Here is a 21328-nt window from a genome sequence, read left to right as displayed (position 1 = left end):
GAGGCCGCACGGATTTTGAGTCGTTGATTGGAAAGGGCTTTAACACTTCCCCGCTAAGAAGTATTTTTTTAAAAGTTGATCCGCATGCCGCTCGCTGCGCACGGCATTCCTAAGCGGCGGGACGTTCACACGAACAACTCTTTGACCTCGCGCATTCCGAAATCGACCAGCGGGAACGGGCGGCCGCCGGGGCCGGGGATCTCGGCTTCCAGGTCCAGTCCAAGTGAATGGAAGACCGTGGCGATCAACTCGCCGGGTTGCGTCGGTCGGTCGGCGGGCACGGCGCCGATCGGGTCGCTCGCCCCGATCGCGCGTCCGCCTTGCACGCCGCCGCCGGCGAACGTGGTCGAAAAACATTGCGGCCAGTGGTCCCTGCCGCCGGCGGGATTGACCTTGGGCGTTCGTCCGAATTCGGCCAAGCCACACACCAGCGTGTCATCGAGCATTCCTCGGTCGGCCAAGTCGGTCAGCAACGCCGAGTAACCTTGGTCGTACATCGGCGCGACAATGTTCTTCATGCCCTCGATGGTCGTAAACGGCTTGCTGCCGTGGATGTCCCAGGTGACTTCGTTGAACACGGTCAGGAACGTGTTGATGGTGACGAAACGCACGCCGGCTTCGATCAAGCGTCGCGACAACAGGCAACACTGGCCGAACCGGTTCATGCCGTAACGCTCCCGCACCTTCGTCGGCTCTTTCGTCAAATCGAAGGCTTCGCGCGCCTGCGTGCTATTCATCAGCCGGTAGGCGGCTTCAAAATTCTTGTCCAGCATCTTGGCCGACTCGGTCGCTTCGAGTTCCTTCATACGGCCTTCGATCGCGGCCCGCATCCTTCGTCGACGATCGATCCGCACATCGCCCAAGGTCGGCGGCGGCAACAGGTCGGGGACTTTGAAATTCGGTTTGCTCGGGTCGGCCATCAACGCAAAGGGATCGTAGGTCTTGCCCAAAAAGCCGCCGGCTTGACCGTTGGGCAAGTTGCCTCCGCCACGGCCCATCGTTTCCGGCAGCACCACGTGGGCCGGCAAATCACTGCGGCGTCCTCGCATGTACTGCAACACCGCTCCGGCGTGCGGATAATTCACACCGCCGGTGAATTGGCGTCCGGTTTGCAGCATCTGCCAACCGGCATCGTGCACGGCCGCGGCGGTGTGATAGCAGGAACGGATGATCGAAAACTTGTCGGCAATCTCGGCGTGTCGCGGCAGGATTTCGGAGAGTTGGAAATCGCCCTTGGTCGAGATCGCTTGGAAGGGACCACGGACTTCCGCGGGCGCCTCCGGCTTCATGTCGAACGTGTCCAACTGACTTGGCGCCCCCAGATTAAAGATCATGATGCAAGATCGATTGTCCTTGTGGGGATCCACGACGCCACCCTCGGCGGCGGCCAGGTACTGGGGCAACCCCAGCCCCAACGCTCCCAAGGTTCCGATTTGCAAAAAATCTCTTCGGGTCGTGCCGTTACACGTGTGGGACGTTCCGCGAGCGGTCAGGTTCAACATGACGATTGCGAGGACGCGATAGAAAGGGGGAGGGGAGTGCCGCAGCGTTGGGTTCCGCCGCCGAGGGGCGATCCATTCTATTAGATTCAACGATCAAACGCAGAACCGAATTCCGATTTCAATTCACAGCGAGGGATTTTCTTGGACGCGACTCAATTCAATCGTCGAGCCTGGGACAACATCGCGACCAGCCGACGAAAGTGGTTCACGCCGGCGGCCGCATCCGAGATCCAAGCGGCTCGCCGCGGCAAATTTTCGATCCGCCTGACCGCGACCAAGCCGGTCCCCGCGGCGTGGATCGGAGACGTCCGCGACAAAGCAATCCTGGCATTGGCAGCGGGGGGCGGGCACCAAGGCCCCCTGCTGGCCGCCGCCGGCGGCCGCGTGACCGTGGTCGATTTCAGCGCCGGTCAGTTGGCGATCGATGAGAAGCTGGCTCAAGAACACCAGCTGACGATCCAGACGGTCCAAGCCGACATGGCCGATTTGAACTCGATCGCCAGCGAACAGTTTGACATTGTCATCAATCCCTGTTCGGTCAACTTCGTCCGCGACGTCCGTCCGGTTTGGCGGGAAGCGGCGCGGGTGCTGCGGCCGGACGGGGCGTTGATCAGCGGGATGATGCAGCCGGTGAATTTTCTGTTCGATGCCGTCAAACGGGATCGCGGAAAGCTGAAGGTGCGGTTCAAAATCCCCTACAGCGATCTGGATCTTCCGCCCGAGGAACGCGAACAAACCATCGGACCGGAACGCCCCATCGATTTCGGACACTCGCTCGCCGATTTGATCGGCGGCCAACTCGACGCCGGATTGATGCTGACCGATATAATGGAAGACGTCTGGGGAGGCGACGATGTGTTGTCCGACCACATCGCGACCTTCATCGCCACCCGCGCGGTCAAACGAATGTGACGCCGGTCGGATGGGCTTTGAGGATTCCGCCGCAAATTATTTTTCTGGTAGCGGAACTCGCCAAGAGTTTCGCACTGGCGCGGTGGCGCCGCATCGGGGACCGAAAGCCTTGGCGGCTTTCGCTACGACGCCGACCCGAATTTTTAAGGCAAGGCGGAATACCAGAAGCCTGTCCACTCCAACCCTTCAAAACCCTATGCTGCCATGAGACGACCGCTCGCCATCGTGATGCTACTCGCCTGGACCGTCACGGCCATCTCGGCCGATCGTTTCCAGGCCGCTCGTGATCGGCTGGTCGACCAGCGTGTGGCGACCGCCGGTGTGACCGACACGCGGGTGTTGGATTCGATCCGTCGCACGCCCCGTCATGAGTTTGTGCCCAAGAGCCAGTGGCCGCGGGCGTATTACGACATGGCGCTGCCGATCGGTCACTCGCAAACGATCAGCAGCCCGTTCATCGTCGCCTCGATGACCGAAGCCTTGCAGCCACAATCGACCGACAAGGTGCTGGAGATCGGAACCGGCAGCGGATACCAGGCGGCCGTGTTGAGTCCGCTGGTGGAGCATGTCTACACGATCGAGATCGTGCGGGAGCTCGGTGAGCGCGCCGCCGAAACGCTGGCCCGACTCGATTATGGAAACGTGTCCACCAAGATCGGCGACGGGTTTCTGGGTTGGCCCGATGCGGCACCCTTTGACAAGATCATCGTCACCTGCAGCCCCGAATCGGTGCCCACGCCTTTGGTGGAACAACTGCGCGAAGGCGGGGTGATGATCATCCCGGTCGGGGAACGTTATCAACAGACCCTGTATCGGCTGATCAAAACCGATGGCAAATTGAAGCGTGAAGCGTTGCGTCCGACGCTGTTTGTGCCGATGACCGGCGAAGCGGAAGAGAATCGCACCACCCTGCCGGATCCGGCCAATCCGGAGGCCGTCAACGGAGACTTCGAAGCGGCCCCCTCGGGCGATGAAGCCTCCTTGCTGGAATTTGTCCCCGGTTGGTATTACGGTCGCCAAGTCACCCAAGTGGAATCGTCGGCCGACGACCGAGCGCCCCAGGGCAAACGCTACGCCCGGTTTCGCAACGAAACCCCCGGCCGCAATTCGCACCTGCTGCAAGGGATCGCGATCGACGGCCGCGAGGTGTCCCAGATTCGCTTGAGTGGAACCGTTCGGACCGAAGACATTCAAAAGGGGCCGGGCAGTGATGCGATGCCGATGATCGCGATCTCGCTGTATGACGAACTGCGGAGCGACCTGGGGACGTATTATTTGGGCCCATTTCGCGGCAGTCGAGACTGGCGCCAGCACAGTCGGCTGATCCGGGTGCCGATCAAGACGCGCGAGGCGATTCTGCGGGTCGGCCTGTTCGGGGCGACCGGCCAGGCGGACTTCGACGACGTCCGATTGGAAAAAATCGGTCGCTGAGCGGCTTCTTCCCCTCTTCGCCTTCCCAAGATCCTCCCTGGGGGCCAGAATACGCGCCCGGAACGCCCATTTTTCAGCCCTTTACCCCCACCGCAGACCACTCCCAGGCGTTCCCGTTCGACTTCCAGGCGTGCCAAACCACGTCGAATCACCGCCGGTGGACTTTCCCCAACATCCAACCAAACCGGATCGATCGTGGATCGCCGCACTTACACGTTTGTCGTCGCATCGGCGGCATTCCTGTTCTTTTACCTCTCCCTGCGTGCTGTCGTCGCACCCCCGCAGCCCGAACAAGCGCCGCCGGCCGATCAAGCCGCCGAGGTTGCCCAGCAGGACCAGGAGGACATCGCCGAGGCTGAAACGAACGCCCCGACCAGCGAGGAGGTTCTGGGGGCAGGCGACCAGGACGCTGAAACCGAAGACGGGGAAACCGCGGGAATCGCATCAACCCAAGGGGAAACCGAGTGGTTCACGATCGGATCGATGGATCCGGCCGAAAAGCACAACCTGCTGATCACGTTCCGCAATCGCGGTGCGGGCATTGAGCGGATCGAAATCACCACCCGCAACGAAGAGGGGCGGTTTGCCTATCGCCGCGTCGATACTCGCAGCGGCTATCTGGGCTACTTTGCCGGTCAACCCAACGCCAAGATCGACGGCGTCACCGTCAATGTCGTCGGCCCCGGGACGCCCGCCGCCCTGGCCGTGGCAAACAGCGGCGAAAAAGGGATCCGGGTCGGTGATGTGATCGTGGCGATCGGCGAAACCCCGATCGCGTCGGTCAGCGACATTCAAGAATCGCTTGTCACCACCAAACCCGGCAACACGGTCACCGTGGAAGTCGTCCGCGGCGGTGATTCGTCCAAGACGTTGTTGTTCGAAGCCGAACTCTCCGAGCACCCGTTGGATCTGATCCGGCTGGCGACCTACGGCGGTGACGATGAAATCAAAGGCAACCTGTCGCGGCTGTCCTGTCTGGTCACGCTGGCCCAAGTCGGCCGCAAGGCGATCCCGATCGGCCAGCGATCGTTGCAATCGATGGCCGCCCCCGAGTCGCTGATGTGGACCGCCAGCCAACAGACCGGCGATGACGGCAGCGAGACGATCCGGTTTGAAACCACGATCGGTTCCAAGGCTTTGGAAGAGGTCGGCGGAGAACCGGTGCGGATGACGCGCTCCTTCACGATCCGGCCGGGCAGCTACGTCGTCGACATGGACGTCGAAGTGATCAATCTGGGCGAAGCGGCTCAAAACCTGGCGCTGCGATTGGAAGGCCCCAACGGGATCACGCCCGAAGGCTGGTGGTACAGCAACAAGATCAGCCCCAACTTTAGTGGTGCGGCCGCCCGTGACGCGGTCTATCGCACGACGGCCGATGGGCATGAATTGATCAGCGGGATGACGCTGCTGAAAGAAGCACGCAAGACCCCCGAAGACCCCAACTATGCCATCTTCGCATCCGACAGCAGCGAAGCGGCTCGCGATTTGAAATACATCGGCGTCGATGCCCAATACTTTGCCGTCGCGTTCATGCCGCCGTCCGAACAGGCCACGGTGGGCTCCTATGACCGCGCCAGTGCCACGATCGTCGCCGACGCGTCCGACATCGAAAAACACAAGGAAAGGGCGGTCAACGTTTCGTTTTTCCTGAACGGCAAGACGATCGAGGTGCCGCCGGGCAAGGGGTTCGGCCAATCGATTCAAATGTTTGCCGGCCCGAAAGAACCTGAATTGTTGAATCAACACGGGATCGGTGACTTCGTCTATTACGGCTGGTTCTCGTTCTTTTCCAGCCTGCTTTCGGGGCTGCTGCACATCCTGCAAAGCATCGTCGGCAACTATGCCGTCGCGATCGTCCTGCTGACCGTGATCGTCCGCGGTTGCATGTTCCCGCTCAGCCGAAACGCGGCCGTCAACGCCCAGCGGATGCAAGAGCTGGCGCCGGAGATGAAGAAGATCGCCGAGAAGTACAAGGACGACATGGAAGGCCGCTTGAAGGCCCAGCAAGCACTTCAAAAACGCGTCGGTTTCAATCCGTTGGCCGGTTGCTTGCCGATGTTCTTGCAGCTGCCGATTTTCATGGGGCTGTACCGTGCCCTGTCGGTCGACATCGACCTGCGGCAAAAACCGCTCTGGTCGCCCAACGGCTGGGCGTCCAACTTGGCCGCCCCGGACCAATTCATGTACTGGGGCGACTGGATGCCGGACTTCATCGCCGGTCGTGGCACCGGATGGTTGGGGCCTTACTTGAACATCCTGCCGATCTTCGTCGTCGTGTTGTTCATCACCCAGCAAAAACTGTTCATGCCGCCGGCAACGGACGAACAGACCGCGATGACGCAAAAGGTCATGACGATCATGACCTTGTTCATGGGGCTGTTCTTCTTCCGCGTCCCCGCCGGTCTGTGCATCTACTTCATCGCCAGCAGCTTGTGGGGCATCGGCGAGCGTCTGCTGGTCAAGAAAACGTTGCCCAAGGGCAAGCATTTCGACCTGGACGGCGACGGCGATGTGATCGATGCCGTCGCCACCAAGAAAAACGGCGATGGAAAGAAAACCCTAACCGAGAAACTTCTCGAGCAGGTCAACCAGAAAACGCCCGAGCCCCCGACGACGCCGCCGAGTAAACGGAAGCGTCCGCCGAAAAAGAAGAAACGCTGATCACTACTTCCAGCCGACCGGCTGAGTCCACGCCTGTTGCAGTTGATCGGGGAACGACGGATCGACGTGCGGCCGGTCGCTGGTGACCACCGCACGCACATACAATTCGTTGCCGGTCATCTGGTACTTCGCACTCGCCCCCTCTTGGGAATCAACCACGACGCCGATCTTGTGCAGGTCCGCGGCGCCGTCTTCGGCGGAATCGTCCTTCAGCGTGGCAATGAAATCGGTGCGATAGCGTGCCCCGATTTCCGCTTGAATCTCAACCGACAAGGTTCGTGTCGATTCATCAAAGCTGACATCGGCCAGCGACACGCCACTGGACGCATAAAAGTCGCCACGTTTCATCGCTTGGATCAGGTGTTCGGGCGTCAAGAAACGGCTGCGAACCATCACCCAACCGCGGCCCGGACGTGACCCCGGTTTGCCGTGATATTCGTGCGAGTCATCGGTGGCCAGCCCCATGATCGGCGCGATGCCGGCGGCGCCACAGCGGATCGCGTTGATCTGGTCCCACATCTGTTCGATGCCGGGGTGATCTTTGTCACCAAGATGATTGACGCCCGGGTGGCCGTTGTAGACTTCAAAGAACCGTTCTGACGCCACCGCGGCCAAGTCTTCGGCGGTCATCGCCCAGCCGAAATTGGGGTGATTGATGTGCGGCAGCACTTCACGGCCGTGTGCCTTTTCGTGTTCCAGAATGATCCGCAGGTTGTTCTGCATCGCTTCGCGGACCGTCGCACCACCGGCCGGCGCGATCACTTCGGCCAAATTGGTGGCGTTGATGTGCACCGGTTTTCCTTCCGACCGATCACTGATCTCTTCGGCGGGGATCATGATGAATCGCCCGCGTTCTTCCAGCAGGTGTCGGAACTCATCCAACGGTTTCAAGCGAATCTCTTGATCGCCGCTGTCTGGATTTTTTCGCGATTCGACCCAGTGTTCGCCGAACCGATCGCGATAGCGGTCGACGACACCGTCATCGCTGCGGGCAACGATCTTGGTGACACTCATCCAACGCATGCCTTCGCTGAGCACGTTGTGGTCGGTCAGGGCGAGAAACTGGTACCCCCGCTGGCGATACCAGTCCGCGATCATTTCCGGAAACTCGTCGCCGTCGCTCCACAGCGAGTGGGTGTGCAGGTTGCCTTTCCACCAACGGACCTGGTCGTCCATCGCGGGTTCCGCCGCGGTGGCGATCATGGGAAACACGCCAAGGGTGGCGATGATAAAACAAAACAGTCGACTCATGGTTTGGATCGTCTCGAAGCTAAAGGATTCGTTCGTCGTAGCTACGCTCGCCAGAGCGTGGAAAGCCCAACGCGCCGTAGCTACGCTCGCCAGAGCGTGGAAAGCCCAACGCGCCGTAGCTACGCTCGCCAGAGCGTGGTCAGCTTACCGCGTCGAAAGCACAGCAGCCCCACCTTCTGGCGAAGGTAGCTACGTTTCCCCAGCAGATTCCGGCGTTTCGCGCGGCAAGCGACGTTCAGTCTAACCGGGATCACCCCTGCGACGATCGGGTGAGCGCGCCTGCGTCACTCCACCAGCCTCAATTCGACCGGGCAGTGATCCGATCCATACACATCGTGATAGATTTTGGCACCGGCCACACGATTCCAAAACCGTTTCGACACCCAAAAATAATCCAAACGCCAACCAATATTCTTCTCGCGGGCGTTCATCCGGTACGTCCACCAGGTGTAGTTGCCCGGCCCCTGATCGAACTGGCGAAACGAATCGATGAACCCGGCCTTGGCGATGTTGTCCAGCCCGGAGCGTTCTTCGTCGGTGAATCCGGCGTTCTTGCGGTTGGATTTGGGGTTGGCCAGATCGATCTCTTGGTGGGCGCAATTCACATCGCCGCAAAAGATGACCGGTTTGCGTCGATTGAGCTTTTTGATGTAAGCCAAAAAGTCGGCGTCCCAGCGTTGACGGTATTCCAGCCGCACCAGTCCGCGTTGGGAATTGGGGGTGTAGACATTGACGACGTGAAAATCCTGATACGTCGCCGTCACCACCCGGCCCTCTTGGTCATGCTCCTCGCTGCCGATCCCAAGGGTGGTCTTCTTGGGCGCAACCTTGCTCCAGATCGTGGTGCCGCTGTAGCCCTTCTTGGTGGCGCAATTCCAGGTCTGGTGGTAGCCCAGATCGTCGGCCCACGCCAAATCCACCTGTTGCGGCTCGGCTTTGGTTTCCTGCAAACACAGGATGTCGGGCTGCTGGTCTAGGACGAACTGGCGAAACCCTTTGTCCATCGCCGCACGGATTCCATTCACGTTCCAAGAGACCAGCTTCATGATTGTATTTGTTCGGGTTTGGCAATTGATGAGGTAAAAAACGAGTATTTCGCCACAGCTTGATTTTTGCACTTGTCGATGCGTTCGGATAGTCGCCGTGTTCTCCGAACTCGGCGCACCGAAAGCGAAGCTTCGCTCCACGCCGACCTCGGAGAGGACGGCGACTGTCCAGCCCGGCCGAAAACGAAGCTGAGACGGAAGACGAGTGCTGCGATCCCACTGCTGCCCCGCTACTCTTCCATCGACAGAAGATTCGCTATAACTTTCCGCCGGTCAAAAACGCTTCGAAAACCGCCAAACACGAACACGGACGAGGTCGAACCGCGATGGACGAACCGACGTTGAAACAAATCGCCGAGGATCTGGGGCTGCCGCTGGGAAAGGTCCGCAAGGCGGTCGAATTGTTGGAAGAGGGGAACACCATCCCCTTCATCGCACGTTACCGAAAAGAAGCGACCGGAACACTTGATGAAACCCAGTTGCGGGCGATCGAAGACGCCTTGGAACGCGCCGCCGCCTTGGCCGCACGCAAAGAAACGGTGTTGAAAACCATCGGCGAACAAGGCCAGCTGACCGATGCACTGCGCAAGGAGATCCAACAGTGTGCGGACCTGCGAACCCTCGAAGCGATCTACTTGCCCTACAAACCAAAACGTCGCACCCGGGCCACGATCGCCCGCCAGCGCGGACTGCAACCGCTGGCGGATTTGATCACCAGCCAACGCAAACTCGGGCGATCCAAACAGGACGTCCTGGCCGCGTTCATTGACGCCGATAAAGAAGTCCCCGACGGCCAATCCGCACTCGCCGGAGCATTGGACATCGTCGCCGAACAGTGGTCGGAAGATCCCCAGACACGCACCTGGCTGGCCGACCAAGCCACCAAGTTCGGCAAGGTCATCTCGGTCGTCAAACGCGGCAAGAAGAACGTCGAAGGTGCGGAGAAGTTCGACCAGTACTTTGAGCGGCAAGAATCGGTCAAGCGGATTCCCGGACACCGGTTGTTGGCGATGTTGCGGGGGTCGGCCGAAGGCGTGCTGCGTCTGGGAGTGGAGATCGAAGGGGATCGTGAGTTGCGGGATCTGAAACGCAAACTGTTGCACAACCGAGACTTTGAATTCGCTGGCGAACTGGAAGGTTGTGTCGAAGACTGCTACCAACGGCTGTTGATGCCGGCGACCGAATCGTCCGTGTTGGCGGAACTGAAAGAACGCGCCGACGCGGAGGCGATCGAAGTGTTCGGCAAAAACCTGCACGAATTGTTGATGGCACCGCCGGCCGGACCGCGGGTCACGATCGGAATCGACCCCGGATTCCGAACCGGATGCAAGGTCGCGGTGGTCGACGGCACGGGGAAGTTTCTGCAGCACGCGACGGTTTATCCCACCCCGCCCAAAAGCGACACCAAGGCGGCCGCGGACACCTTGCTGGCGTTGATCCGAAAGCACAATGTCGAACTGATCGCGATCGGCAACGGGACGGCGTCGCGCGAAACCGACGCCTTCGTTTCCGCCTTGATCCGCGATCACAAGTTGAACATCACCAAGGCGACCGTCAGCGAATCGGGCGCATCGATTTATTCCGCCAGCGACGTGGCCATCAAAGAATTTCCGGATTTGGACATCACCGTCCGCGGCGCGATCAGCATCGCCCGACGGTTGCAGGACCCGCTGGCGGAGCTTGTGAAAACCGATCCGAAATCCATCGGCGTCGGCCAGTACCAGCATGACGTCAATCAAACCCAGCTCCGCAAGTGCCTGGACCGCACGGTCGAATCCTGTGTCAATCAAGTCGGCGTCGATTTGAACATGGCCAGCGTCTCGCTGTTGTCGCATGTCGCCGGGATCGGCCCCAAATTGGCCGAGCGGATCGTGGATTACCGCGACAACCACGGGCGATTCGCCAACCGAAGTGAGCTGACCGCGGTTCCCAAATTGGGGAAAAAAGCATTCCAGCAGGCGGCGGGGTTCTTACGGATCCGCGGCGGTGACCAACCGTTGGACCAATCCGCCGTGCACCCGGAAAGCTATCCGTTGGTCCGGCGGATCGCCAAGCACCTGAAATCCGATGTGTCGGCGATCATCGGGAATCCACAACTCTGCCAGAAAGTCCGCCCCGAGGACTTTGCCGATCAAACCTTCGGCGTCGTCACGGTCCAGGACATCCTGGCGGAGCTTGCCAAACCGGGGCGGGATCCACGCAGCGAGTTTCGGGCGGTGAAGTTCGATGACGCCATCAACGAAATCGGTGACGTGAAACCCAACATGGTGCTCGAAGGCGTGGTCACCAATGTGACCCATTTCGGCGCGTTCGTCGACTTGGGCGTGCACCAGGACGGCTTGATTCACATCTCCCAGCTTTCCGATCAATTTGTTTCCGATCCCAACGCCATCGTCTCGGTCGGCGACGTCGTCAAGGTCAAGGTGTTGGAGGTCGACGTCGCACGAAAACGCATCTCATTGACCCGAAAGTTTTGACCCCGCCGCGACCAATTGATCTATAATCTGTCGCTCCCCATTTACCCACCTTTTTTGAGACCCCTCCATGCTCCGCAGATCTTTCGCAACGTTGCTGACTGTTCTTTCTTTCTCGGTCCTTTCGATCAGTGTTTCCGGTGCCGCTGACGGCTGGACACCCCTGTTCGATGGTCAAACGCTGGACGGCTGGTCCGTCAAAAGCGGATTCGCGACCTACAAGGTCGAAGACGGCGGCGTGATCGCCGGAAAAACGGCCGCCGGCAGCCCCAACACGTTCTTGACCAGCGACCAACAGTTCGGTGATTTCGAATTGATGTTCGAAGTCAAAGTCGACGACGGACTGAACTCCGGGGTCCAAATCCGATCGCTGCTGAAAAACGTCGATGCCGAAAACTCCCACGGCGGACGTCTGTATGGTCCCCAAGTCGAAATCGAATCGGGACCGGGACAAGCCGGTTACATTTACGGCGAAGCGACCGGACGCGGATGGTTGTCGCCCGAACCCCAGTCGAAAGATAAGTCGGTCAACCAACACGACCACTTCAAAAACGGCCAGTGGAATCAATACCGCGTCGTCGCCAAAGGTCCGAACATCAAGGTCTGGATCAACGGCGAGATGATTGCCGATTTGACCGACGAAGAGATCTACAAGACGCACCCCAAAGGCATGATCGGGTTGCAAGTCCACGGCATCGGCAAGAAGAAAGAAACCTATGAGGTCCGCTGGCGCAATTTGAAGATCAAGTCGCTGTAGTGCCGCCAGCGGTTCGCCGCGTTCGCCTCGTTCCCGGGCTCCACCTGGGAACGGGGATTTCTGGAGGCTCCGCCTCCCGTTGTGCGACTCGGTGTGGCGGGAGCCACATCGGCAATGCGTTTCAAGGCGGGGGACGTGAAATTTTACGCTGACCAATACTCGTGCGAGCAAGGCAATGTTGCCAGACAAAGGTTGGTAGGCTCGTCTCTTCGCATGACGGTATTGATGATTCTGGCTCCCCTCACCCCCAGCCCCTCTCCCCAAAACAGATCGCGGTCAATATCACTCTTTCATCACTATTATTTGCGCGATCTGTTTTGGGGAGAGGGGAGCCATTTGGGAGAGGGAGCACATCGCTATGAATCAGAAATACATTTCACGTTCCGAGCCTTGAAACGCGGCTGGACAGCTAAAGCCTGGACACCTGCGCGGCTACCCCCTTGCCACCTCCGCGCGGTACCAGCCGTCGGCTCGCCTCTCCACCTCGGCGCGGGCACGAAACAACGACGAGATTCTTGTCGCTGTCAATCCCTCTGACTTCGGCCCGTCGAACGCGATCCGACCACTGTCCAGCAGGACGACGTGATTCATCGCCGGCGGGATCTCGTCCAGGTGATGAGTGACCAAGACCATCGTCATGGCGTCCTGCCGCGTGATCGATTCCAGGATCTTTAAAAACATGGCCCGGGCGGTCATGTCCAATCCGTTGGTCGGCTCGTCGAGCACAAAGATCTTGGGCTGGTGCACGATGGCACGTGCGATCATCACACGCCGCCGTTCACCGGTGGACAGTGTGTCGAGCGTCCGTTGCCTCATATCGGACATTTGCACCGTTTCGATGGCATGATCGATGGCATCGGCCATGGCCTGATCCACGCTGGGGCCGAATTCTTTCAAACGTGTGGCCGTGAATCCACTGGCGACCGCCTCGGACACGGCCATGCGACCGGTTCGACCGAAGCTGAATTCGTAGTCCAATGCCGGTGTCACGATCCCCATCTGGCGACGCAGCTTGCTGACCTCCCACTCGGATTCCCCTAAGATTTTGACCGTGCCCTGGTGACCGCGTTTTTCCACCGAAGGGTAGAAGTCACGCGTCAACAATTTCAGCAACGAACTCTTGCCCGACCCGTTCGGCCCCAGAACTGCGGTGTGACGTTTGCGGGGGATCCGCACCGAAACCTCTCGCAGAATTTGCGTTTGTTCTCGAAAGACAGACACGTCGTCGATTTCGATCAGTGGAGTATCCAAGGCCGGGGCATCCCCTACAGTGGTGAGTCAAACGGGTGGGCAGATGATTTAGAAAACAGACGCCAGGAAACCAGTGCCTTCGTCCAGCTTGTACAATATGAGCCACCGGGAACGTTTCGTCGTCCCCTGTTCCCATCCAGTACGCTTCCCCCAACCAGCCCCTCCCGATCCACCGTGAATTTTTCTCGATCGCAATTTGCTAAGTCATTGCCGTTGGCCTGCATCGCTTTGATCGGCATCGGCGTTTTCTTTTCAGCCACCGCCGTCGGCGACGACACTGCCTCCAAGCGTCCCAACGTGTTGATGATCGCCATCGACGACTTGAACGATTGGGTCGAACCGCTCGGCGGTCATCCCCAAGTTAAAACGCCCGCGATGGCTCGTCTGGCTTCTCGCGGCATGACGTTCACCAACGCTCACTGTCAGGCGCCGCTGTGCAACCCTAGCCGGACGGCGATCATGACCGCGCGCCGCCCGACCACGACCGGAGTCTATGGATTGCAGCCATGGATTCGTAACGTGGACGCACTGTCCGACCTGGTCACAATGCCTCAACACTTTAGCGCCCATGGATACAAAAGCCTGATCGGGGGCAAGATCCACCACGGTGCCAACGGGCGTCGCCACAAACCGGCCCAGGAAGCCGACGTGTGGGGGCCTCCGGCGCGGGTGGGCGCCCGGCCAAAGCAAAAGTTGATCGGGCCGACCCCCGGCGGTAACAACCCGCTGATGGACTGGGGAACATTCCCGCACAAGGATCAAGACAAGGGCGATTGGGAGGTCGCCAGCTGGGCGGTCGATCAACTCGCAGAGCTGTCCAAAAGCCCCGACCAACCTTTCTTCCTGGCCGCCGGTTTCTTCTTGCCCCACGTGCCCTGTTACGTGACGCAAAAGTGGTACGACATGTACCCGGAAGAAACACTGATCATGCCACCGATCTTGGAAGGCGATCGTGACGACACCTCGGAATCGTCCTGGTACATCCACTGGTACCTGCCCGAACCACGAACGAGCTGGTTGCGAGAGAACAACCAACTGAAGAACCTGACGCGGTCCTATTTGGCGTCGGTCAGTTTCGTCGACAGCCAAGTCGGGCGCATCTTGGACCAGTTGGACGCATCGGGTTTGGCCGACAACACGATCGTTGTCCTGTGGAGCGACCACGGCTATCACATGGGCGAAAAGGCGATCTCCGGCAAGAACAGCCTATGGCGGCACAGCACCCGTGTTCCGCTGATCATCTCCGTCCCCGAGGGGCTGACGGAGTTTAAGGTCCCGGCAGCGGCCAAGTGCAATCAGCCCGCCGAACTGTTGGACCTGTACGCGACGCTTTCGCAATTGACCGGATTGCCGATCCCGGAAGGCCAACAGGGGCTCAGCTTGGTGCCACAACTGGTCGATCCCGAGCAACCTCGCGAACGTCCCGCGATCTGCACGCACAACGCCGGCAACCACTCCGTTTGCGACACCCGCTGGCGCTACGTGGTCTACGCCGACGGTGCCGAAGAGTTGTACGATACCGTGGCCGACCCGTTCGAACACACGAACCTATTGGCTCAAGACGACATCAGCGATCAGCAATCGGCGCAGTATCGCAAAGTGATCGACCGCCTGAGTGCTTATCTGCCGAAGGAAGAAGCCCCGTTGGCCCCCAACAGCGCGGCACGCATCCTTGAAAAGCGCGCCGACGGGTTCTACTGGGAAAACAAGAAGATCGTCCCGGAAGACAAACTTGAGTAATCGCCAAGCTCAGTGGAGGTGCCCGGACGCTCGCGCGAACCGGCTGATGTCAACGGAGATCAGCCGTCTGGCGTTAGCCTGCGGGGCCGGAAGTTGAGGAAAACGATGCGTTATTCAGCGACATCACAGCGCCGACGTGTAAGCGAACGCGAGCGCACCGATCACGGGGGACTCGTCACCGCAGCTTGAAAATTCAAGGCAATCGAGATTCCGGAATCCGTCGAGTGCGTGCTCGCGATACGCCTCTTCAACGATCCGCTTGTAACGCGCTTTCACATCGGCGGACAGGTCGCAGACGCCGCCGCCGATGATCAGCAGATCGAAGTCGCCGATGTAGTTGAGGTCCAACAGCGTGATCCCCAGCGCGCGGGCTTGGTCATCAAACAGCTCCAGTGCCAACGGGTCGCCTTTGGCCGCCAGCCCACGCAGCGTCTTGGCTTTGTCGCGGGTGGAACCTTCGGTCGCGTTCAACGGATGGTCACTCCATTGCGGCAACGTCAACCGATATTCCAATTGGTGCGTCAGTCCGGTCAACGAGATCGCCGACTCGGCGGTGCACATCGCGTTGCCCACGCGCAGTTGTTGGTCATGTTCGTAGCGAAACGCATACGGGGGCAGCAGCAGGTGTCCGGCATGTCCGGCACGCCCCTCTTTTCCACGCACCACGCGGCCGTCTTGGACTTGTCCGCCACCGAGTCCGGTGCCGACGATCAGCATGAACAGCGACGAAAGCTGCTTGGGGCCGGACGCCATCGGTCCGACGCGATCCCAAGTGACCGCGCCGCTGCGAATCGAATACTCGCCGTACGCAGCCGCTTGGCCATCGCCGATGTAATGGACCGAGGCCCGCGGCGACCAGGAGCGAATTTTTTCTTCCAGGGTGGCGCGAAAGGGGAAATTGTCCCACAGCGCCGCCGGCAGGTTTGGCGTGTTCAGCAGCACACCGTCCAGCGTCGCCGGCCCGGGCGTCGCCAACCCCACATCGACGATCTGGTCGGTCGATCCGCGCAGGGCGCCGAGATGTGTTTCGATTTGGTCCAGAATGGCCTGGGCGGTGCTTTGGGGACCATCGGCCGTCCGTGATTCAAACTGCTCGGAAACCTGGACGACTTCGCGCGCGTCGTTTCCGATAGCGATCGTCGTGGTCGTTCCGCCAACATCAATCCCGATACGATACTTCACCACTGCGGTCATCCGTCTGCGAGGCCAATTTCGCGGCATCGAGCGGACACAGGCGTGCCGCGGATTGCCGCCGTGATTTTAGAGTAGGCTTCCTCCGACCGATGTTTCGATTCTGTCGGCGGAAGGATGTGTGGCAAGCATATCCGTTTCCTGGGAAGTTTCCAAACCCTTTACGGCAAACGGTCCACCCAGGCGGTCGGGCGGCGTGACTTCGCAAACCCAGTGTCGGGAATTCTCAGTCCGTCGTAGCTACCTTCGCCAGAAGGTGGTTTCCGGAATGTTGTCCACGCTCTGGCGAGCGTAGCTACTTCGGAGCACGCGGAAAGGTCGGATTCGTCACAACTTCATTCCGTATCGTTAAAAAAGATCACCAGGTTCTTGGTCTGACGGGCGGCGGCGACCAGATCGACTTTGCCGTCGCCGTTCAAATCACCGGCTTTTAGATCCTCCACCGCGACCCGTTCTCCGGAGATCCGTGTTTCCCGCCACTCGGTGCCCTCATCGTCCATCGGCGTAAACATGGTGATCCCTGGAACGCCCGGTTCGTTCATCGCGCGCCAGCCGACGATGATCTGATCGGATCCGACGCCCAGAAAGTCGGCGACGGCCAGCGCATGTCCGTCCTTCAGGGCGTCGCTCAGCACGGGCAGTGGCGTCCAGAGTTCGCCTTTTTGATCTCCCTCGCGATAGGCGGCACAGCGTTGGCCGTGTTTGGGTTCGACCGTGGCGATGAAGCGTTTACCGCCGGGCAGTCGGCCGTCGCGGATCTCGCCGGCAAAGGGCTGGGTCAACTGAGTCGATTTCCAACCGTCGCGTTGCCGGTCGAAGTGCCAAACGCCTTCTTTGGCCGCGATGATCAATTCCTCTTCCACATCCTCGTCCCAATTGACCGGGTGAAAGTTGTGTGAAAGGTGCAGAAAATCGCAGACGACGTCGTAGGGCCAGGGTTGTTCGGGATCGTCGGGCTTGGAATACGCCAGCACCTTCAACCCCGGTCCGTCGCCGTCCACGCTGCCTTTGCCACGCAAGGGTTTGACCACCAATTGATAGTCGTCCTGGCCCACACGGACCCAGTGCATGCGGTGCGTGCTCGGTTCGTTGTACAGCCGGATCGCCCGCCACGGTTTGGTACGGTCCGCCGGCGGATCGAGGTAGAAAACCGCTCCGTCTTTGACACTTTCGCGATAGTTCCATTGGCCGCCGACCGCGATCTCGCACGTGCCGTCGCCGTCAATGTCGCGCGCCGTCACACAGACGTTGTCGCGCTGCGTCAGGTCACGGGCGATCACATGTTTGGTCCAACTCGGGTTTTGATACCACTGGATCGTGCTCTTGTCGGCCAGCACGATGTCGGTTTTGCCATCACCGTCGACGTCGGCCAATTGAATGCCATAGCCGATCTGGATCTGGTCGACTTCCACCGCTTTCCAAGCGAATTCCGGAACCGGATCGGCAAACGCCGGCGACGCGAGCACGCACAGGATCACGAGCGAAGGTTTCCACATGAGTGTTTTCCTTGTTGAGTGAGGTTTGGGAAGCGCATCCAACTCCTTCAAACCCTCTCCTCGCTTTAGAGGTCGTGCGGTTTTTCAAATCAACCCTCCTGGCAGGAGGGTCGAGCGCAGCGAGGGGAGGTCGAAAGGTGAATCGCCAGACAAGCATTCGTCCACCGGTCGCATTAAATCGTGGATCAACCCTCCCCGCGTCGTCGTATACCCCTCTGCGACCCTCCCAGAGGGCGTGTGAAGTCGTAAACGCCTGTTGATTCAAAGGTTAAAAACCGCACGACCTCCGTAAGGGAGGGTTTTGTAGGTTGGAGTGATGCCCGCATCATAGCACGACTTCTGCAATAATTGGTTTGCGAACTCGCCACCTCGCTTCCCGCCCATCGAGCTTTCCTCCCCGTTAAGTCCACCCCACCATGCGTCGATTACGATTCCCCAGCGTTCTGATCCCCGTCGCCTTGATCACGGCGCTCACCTGCTTGACATACGGCATCGCGTTTTCTGCAACCTGCACCGCGGCCGAGCGTCCCAATGTCTTGTTCCTGATCTGCGATGACTTGAATTGTGACATCGGATGTTACGGTCACGAACAAGTCAAAACGCCCCACATCGATGCGTTGGCCGGGCGCGGCGTCCGCTTTGCCAACGCCCATTGCCAGTATCCGTTGTGCGGGCCCAGTCGAGCCTCGTTCATGACGGGCTGGTACCCGGATCAAACGCTGATCCATCGCAACGCCATCCATCTGCGCGAGCGGGCGCCGAAGGTGAACACGTTGTCACAACACTTTCGCGACGCCGGCTACTTCGCCTCGCGGATCGGAAAGATTTATCACTACAACGTCCCGCTGCACATCGGAACCGGCGGCCACGACGATCCCTATTCTTGGAATCAAACCTTCAACCCGCGCGGCCGCGACGTGATCGATCAAGACCAGGTGCTCACGCTGCGTGCCGGACAATACGGCGGGACTCTCAGTTGGCTGGCCGCCGACGGAACCGACGCCGAACAAACCGATGGCATCGCCGCCGCGGAAACCGTCAAACAACTGAAGCGTTTTTCGCAGTCCGGCGAAAACTTCTTTCTGGCCGTCGGACTCTATCGCCCCCACACTCCCTACGTCGCGCCGAAGAAGTATTTCGATCTGTATCCGCTCGATCGGATCAAGGTGCCGAGCGTGCCGACGGGGTACCTGGACACGATCCCCCCACCCGCGGCAAAATCGCTGACTCGTAAAAAAGAACAGGTCAACTTGGATCCCGAATTGGCCAAGCGAGCCATCCAAGCCTACTACGCATCGATCTCGTTTGCCGACGCACAACTGGGCGTCATCCTGGACGCACTTCGCCAAACGGGACTGGACGACAACACCATCGTGCTGTTCACGTCCGACCACGGTTATCACATGGGCGAGCATGGTCACTATCAGAAAACAACGCTGTTCGAAAACGCAACCCACGTTCCGTTGGTGATCGCCGGCCCGGGAGTTTCTGCCGGCTCAGTCGCCGCGACGATGGCGGAAATGGTCGACTTTTACCCGACGCTGTCGCAGCTGGCCGGATTGCCGATTCCCCAGTCGGTTTCCGGCGTCAGTCTGGTGCCCGCATTGAAAGATCCCTCCGCAAGCGTGCGCGATTCCGCGTTCACCCAGTACGATCGGGGATACAGCCTGCGGACGCCGGGGTTTCGCTACACCAGCTGGGGAACCGAGGGCAGCGAGGGCGTGGAGTTGTACGATGTGTCCAAGGACCCCGAGGAAATGCACAACCTGGCCGACGATCCGGCCTATGCGGCGCAGCGACAGCAACTGGCCGCACGGCTGCGCGAGCGGATCGAGGCTGCGGGAGCGATCCCGGCGGGCAGCCGACGTGTTCGCGTGCAGTTCGATCGACAACTGCAATCAGGCAGACAATGAACCACCGCTGGATTGTTCGTAGTTGGAATCCTGCGTGTCCAGCCACTCGTTGAGATGGTCGGCCAGGCTTTCACCGACTTGTTGTTCGTCGCCGGTCACCACATGGGCTCCGGCAGAAACAAAATCGTCGGTGTGGAGTTCATAGCGGGAACGGACGATCGTGTGAACGTATGGGGCGTTGCGACGAACATGCTTTAAAATGGTCATCGCCGACTGGTGATGCGGCACAGTGATCACGATCGCCTTGCATTCATTCAGCCGCGCATGCTCCAGCACGTCGCTCTGGGTGGCGTCCCCGATCTCCGCATGAAAGCCCAGCTGTTTGGCTTTGCGGACGCCGACTTGATTGAGTTCGATGATGGTCACGCGTAGTCCTTTGTCGACCAGGGGACGCGCGGCGATCTGGCCGGCCGGTCCGAATCCGATGATGGCGACATCCGGTGGCGGCGAGAGCGGGTCGGTGTCGTCGATCGTCGTTGCTTGCGTTCCCGACAGGGCGGCCACCCAGTTTCCCAGCCGCGGTGCGGCGGGCACCAGGAAGGCGCTCAGGAAAAACGACACGATGGCCGCCGAGACGACCAATGCGTAGGTGTTCTCACTGACCACTCCGCTGGTTCGTCCGATGCTTCCGAGCACAAAGGCGAACTCGCCGACCTGGGCCAAACACAACCCGGTCGCGACCGACACCCGAGTGGTTTGTCCGAGCATGGCAAAGATCACCCAGATCACCAACAGCTTTCCGGCGATCAACGCGGCGACGACGATCCCCACGATGTGGCCGTGTTTGATGATCCAAATCGGGTCGGCCACCATCCCCGCGGCGCCAAAGAACAAGGTCAGCAAGACGACTTGCAAGGGCGAGATGTCGGCGCGGATCTGGGTCGCGAACGCCGAGCTGCCCAGCAGCATGCCCGCCAAGAACGCCCCCATTGCCGGCGAGATCCCGACCGCATGCGAGGCCCAGGCCGCGCCCAGGCCCGTGACCACGGCAAAGATCACCGTCAACTCGCGGTTGCGATGCAATGTCAACGTGCCCAACGTCAACACCGCGATCTTGGTCAACAGCAACAAGCCCAGGATCAGACCGCTCGCCATCAACAGCAACCGACCGACATTCCAAAGCATCTCGCCGGCACTGCCTTCGCCACCCAGAATGGTCATCAACAACGCCAACGGCACCACCGCGATGTCCTGGGTCAACAGCACCCCCAAACTGTTGCGACCATGCGGCATTTCCACTTCGCCGCGTTCGGCCAAGATTCGCAACACCACCGCGGTACTGCTGAGCGCGACCATCGCGCCAAAGGCCACGGATTCCTTGACGCCCAACCCGAACAGACTGGCACCCGCGAAAGCCAAAATGATCGTAAAGACGACTTGCAACGCACCGCCCAGCAGCGGCTTGGCGCCCAACTTTTTCAACCGCTGGACCGAGAACTCCAGCCCCAAGCTGAACAGCAGCAATGCGACGCCCAACTCCGCAATCGCCTCGATCTCATGTTCCGATCCGACCGCGTGGATGCTCCCCGGGCCGCCCAGAATCATGCCGGCAAACAGATAGCCGACGATCGGACTTTGCCCGAACCGCGAGAACACGCCGCCGACCAACAGCGAGGCTCCCAACAGCACCACGATGTCGCGAAGAATTGTCCAAAGTTCCATCAATCCGCCCATGATCGGACACGAGTCAATCGGCAAAACAC

14 protein-coding genes are annotated in these 21328 nt (G+C 59.9%); 7 read left to right on the top strand and 7 right to left on the bottom strand.

Annotation, left to right across the window (positions count from 1 at the left end):
- Positions 1–125 precede the first annotated feature (125 nt).
- Positions 126–1502: a DUF1501 domain-containing protein gene (locus H1B37_RS23640; RefSeq protein ID WP_182869457.1), complete on the bottom strand. Its 1377-nt coding sequence runs from the start codon at positions 1500–1502 to the stop codon at positions 126–128.
- Positions 1503–1643: 141 nt separating this feature from the next.
- On the opposite strand from H1B37_RS23640, the gene H1B37_RS23635 reads away from it, so the two are divergent.
- The 3 genes from H1B37_RS23635 to H1B37_RS23625 all read left to right on the top strand — a co-directional run bounded on the left by H1B37_RS23635 (position 1644) and on the right by H1B37_RS23625 (position 6506).
- Positions 1644–2414 (top strand): class I SAM-dependent methyltransferase, encoded by a 771-nt coding sequence (locus tag H1B37_RS23635; RefSeq protein ID WP_182869454.1) that lies wholly within the window; start codon positions 1644–1646, stop codon positions 2412–2414.
- A gap of 204 nt (positions 2415–2618) precedes the next feature.
- Positions 2619–3845: a protein-L-isoaspartate(D-aspartate) O-methyltransferase gene (locus tag H1B37_RS23630; protein ID WP_182869452.1), complete on the top strand. Its 1227-nt coding sequence runs from the start codon at positions 2619–2621 to the stop codon at positions 3843–3845.
- 195 nt (positions 3846–4040) lie between these two features.
- Positions 4041–6506, top strand: coding sequence for a YidC/Oxa1 family insertase periplasmic-domain containing protein (locus H1B37_RS23625; RefSeq protein WP_182869449.1), 2466 nt, complete (start codon positions 4041–4043; stop codon positions 6504–6506).
- A gap of 3 nt (positions 6507–6509) precedes the next feature.
- Here H1B37_RS23625 and H1B37_RS23620 read toward each other — a convergent pair whose 3' ends face one another.
- The gene (locus H1B37_RS23620; RefSeq protein ID WP_286178090.1) at positions 6510–7757 is read right to left on the bottom strand and encodes a CehA/McbA family metallohydrolase domain-containing protein; all 1248 of its coding nucleotides are present in this window, start codon (positions 7755–7757) and stop codon (positions 6510–6512) included.
- Between the two features lie 284 nt (positions 7758–8041).
- Positions 8042–8803 carry an exodeoxyribonuclease III gene (locus tag H1B37_RS23615; RefSeq protein WP_182869447.1) on the bottom strand — a complete coding sequence of 254 codons (762 nt, stop codon included), beginning with the start codon at positions 8801–8803 and terminating at the stop codon, positions 8042–8044.
- 326 nt (positions 8804–9129) lie between these two features.
- Between H1B37_RS23615 and H1B37_RS23610 the strand changes: the two genes are divergently transcribed.
- Positions 9130–11280 carry a Tex family protein gene (locus tag H1B37_RS23610; RefSeq protein ID WP_286178089.1) on the top strand — a complete coding sequence of 717 codons (2151 nt, stop codon included), beginning with the start codon at positions 9130–9132 and terminating at the stop codon, positions 11278–11280.
- A gap of 67 nt (positions 11281–11347) precedes the next feature.
- Entirely contained in the window at positions 11348–12034 is a 687-nt protein-coding gene (locus H1B37_RS23605) for a 3-keto-disaccharide hydrolase (protein ID WP_182869444.1), read from the top strand.
- Between the two features lie 432 nt (positions 12035–12466).
- Here the strand turns inward: H1B37_RS23605 and H1B37_RS23600 are convergent, their stop codons facing one another.
- Complete coding sequence (locus tag H1B37_RS23600) at positions 12467–13285, bottom strand: ABC transporter ATP-binding protein (protein ID WP_182869442.1); 819 nt, start codon at positions 13283–13285, stop codon at positions 12467–12469.
- Between the two features lie 174 nt (positions 13286–13459).
- On the opposite strand from H1B37_RS23600, the gene H1B37_RS23595 reads away from it, so the two are divergent.
- The gene (locus H1B37_RS23595; protein ID WP_220498341.1) at positions 13460–15025 is read left to right on the top strand and encodes a sulfatase; all 1566 of its coding nucleotides are present in this window, start codon (positions 13460–13462) and stop codon (positions 15023–15025) included.
- Positions 15026–15148: 123 nt separating this feature from the next.
- On the opposite strand, the gene H1B37_RS23590 is transcribed toward H1B37_RS23595, so the two are convergent.
- Together H1B37_RS23590 and H1B37_RS23585 are read right to left on the bottom strand one after the other, a co-directional pair.
- Positions 15149–16207 carry an ROK family protein gene (locus tag H1B37_RS23590; protein ID WP_182869439.1) on the bottom strand — a complete coding sequence of 353 codons (1059 nt, stop codon included), beginning with the start codon at positions 16205–16207 and terminating at the stop codon, positions 15149–15151.
- A 344-nt stretch (positions 16208–16551) separates the two neighbouring features.
- Positions 16552–17712: an FG-GAP repeat domain-containing protein gene (locus H1B37_RS23585; protein ID WP_182869437.1), complete on the bottom strand. Its 1161-nt coding sequence runs from the start codon at positions 17710–17712 to the stop codon at positions 16552–16554.
- Between the two features lie 416 nt (positions 17713–18128).
- Between H1B37_RS23585 and H1B37_RS23580 the strand changes: the two genes are divergently transcribed.
- Positions 18129–19625, top strand: a complete 1497-nt coding sequence (locus H1B37_RS23580) for a sulfatase (protein ID WP_182869435.1) — start codon at positions 18129–18131, stop codon at positions 19623–19625.
- On the opposite strand, the gene H1B37_RS23575 is transcribed toward H1B37_RS23580, so the two are convergent.
- Positions 19611–21287 (bottom strand): cation:proton antiporter, encoded by a 1677-nt coding sequence (locus tag H1B37_RS23575; protein ID WP_182869432.1) that lies wholly within the window; start codon positions 21285–21287, stop codon positions 19611–19613. The genes H1B37_RS23580 and H1B37_RS23575 overlap by 15 nt on opposite strands.
- Positions 21288–21328 lie beyond the last annotated feature (41 nt).

Origin of the sequence: Stieleria mannarensis (genome assembly GCF_014154935.1) — a bacterium.
Taxonomy (GTDB): domain Bacteria; phylum Planctomycetota; class Planctomycetia; order Pirellulales; family Pirellulaceae; genus Stieleria; species Stieleria mannarensis.
This window is presented reverse-complemented; position numbering and strand designations above follow the sequence as displayed.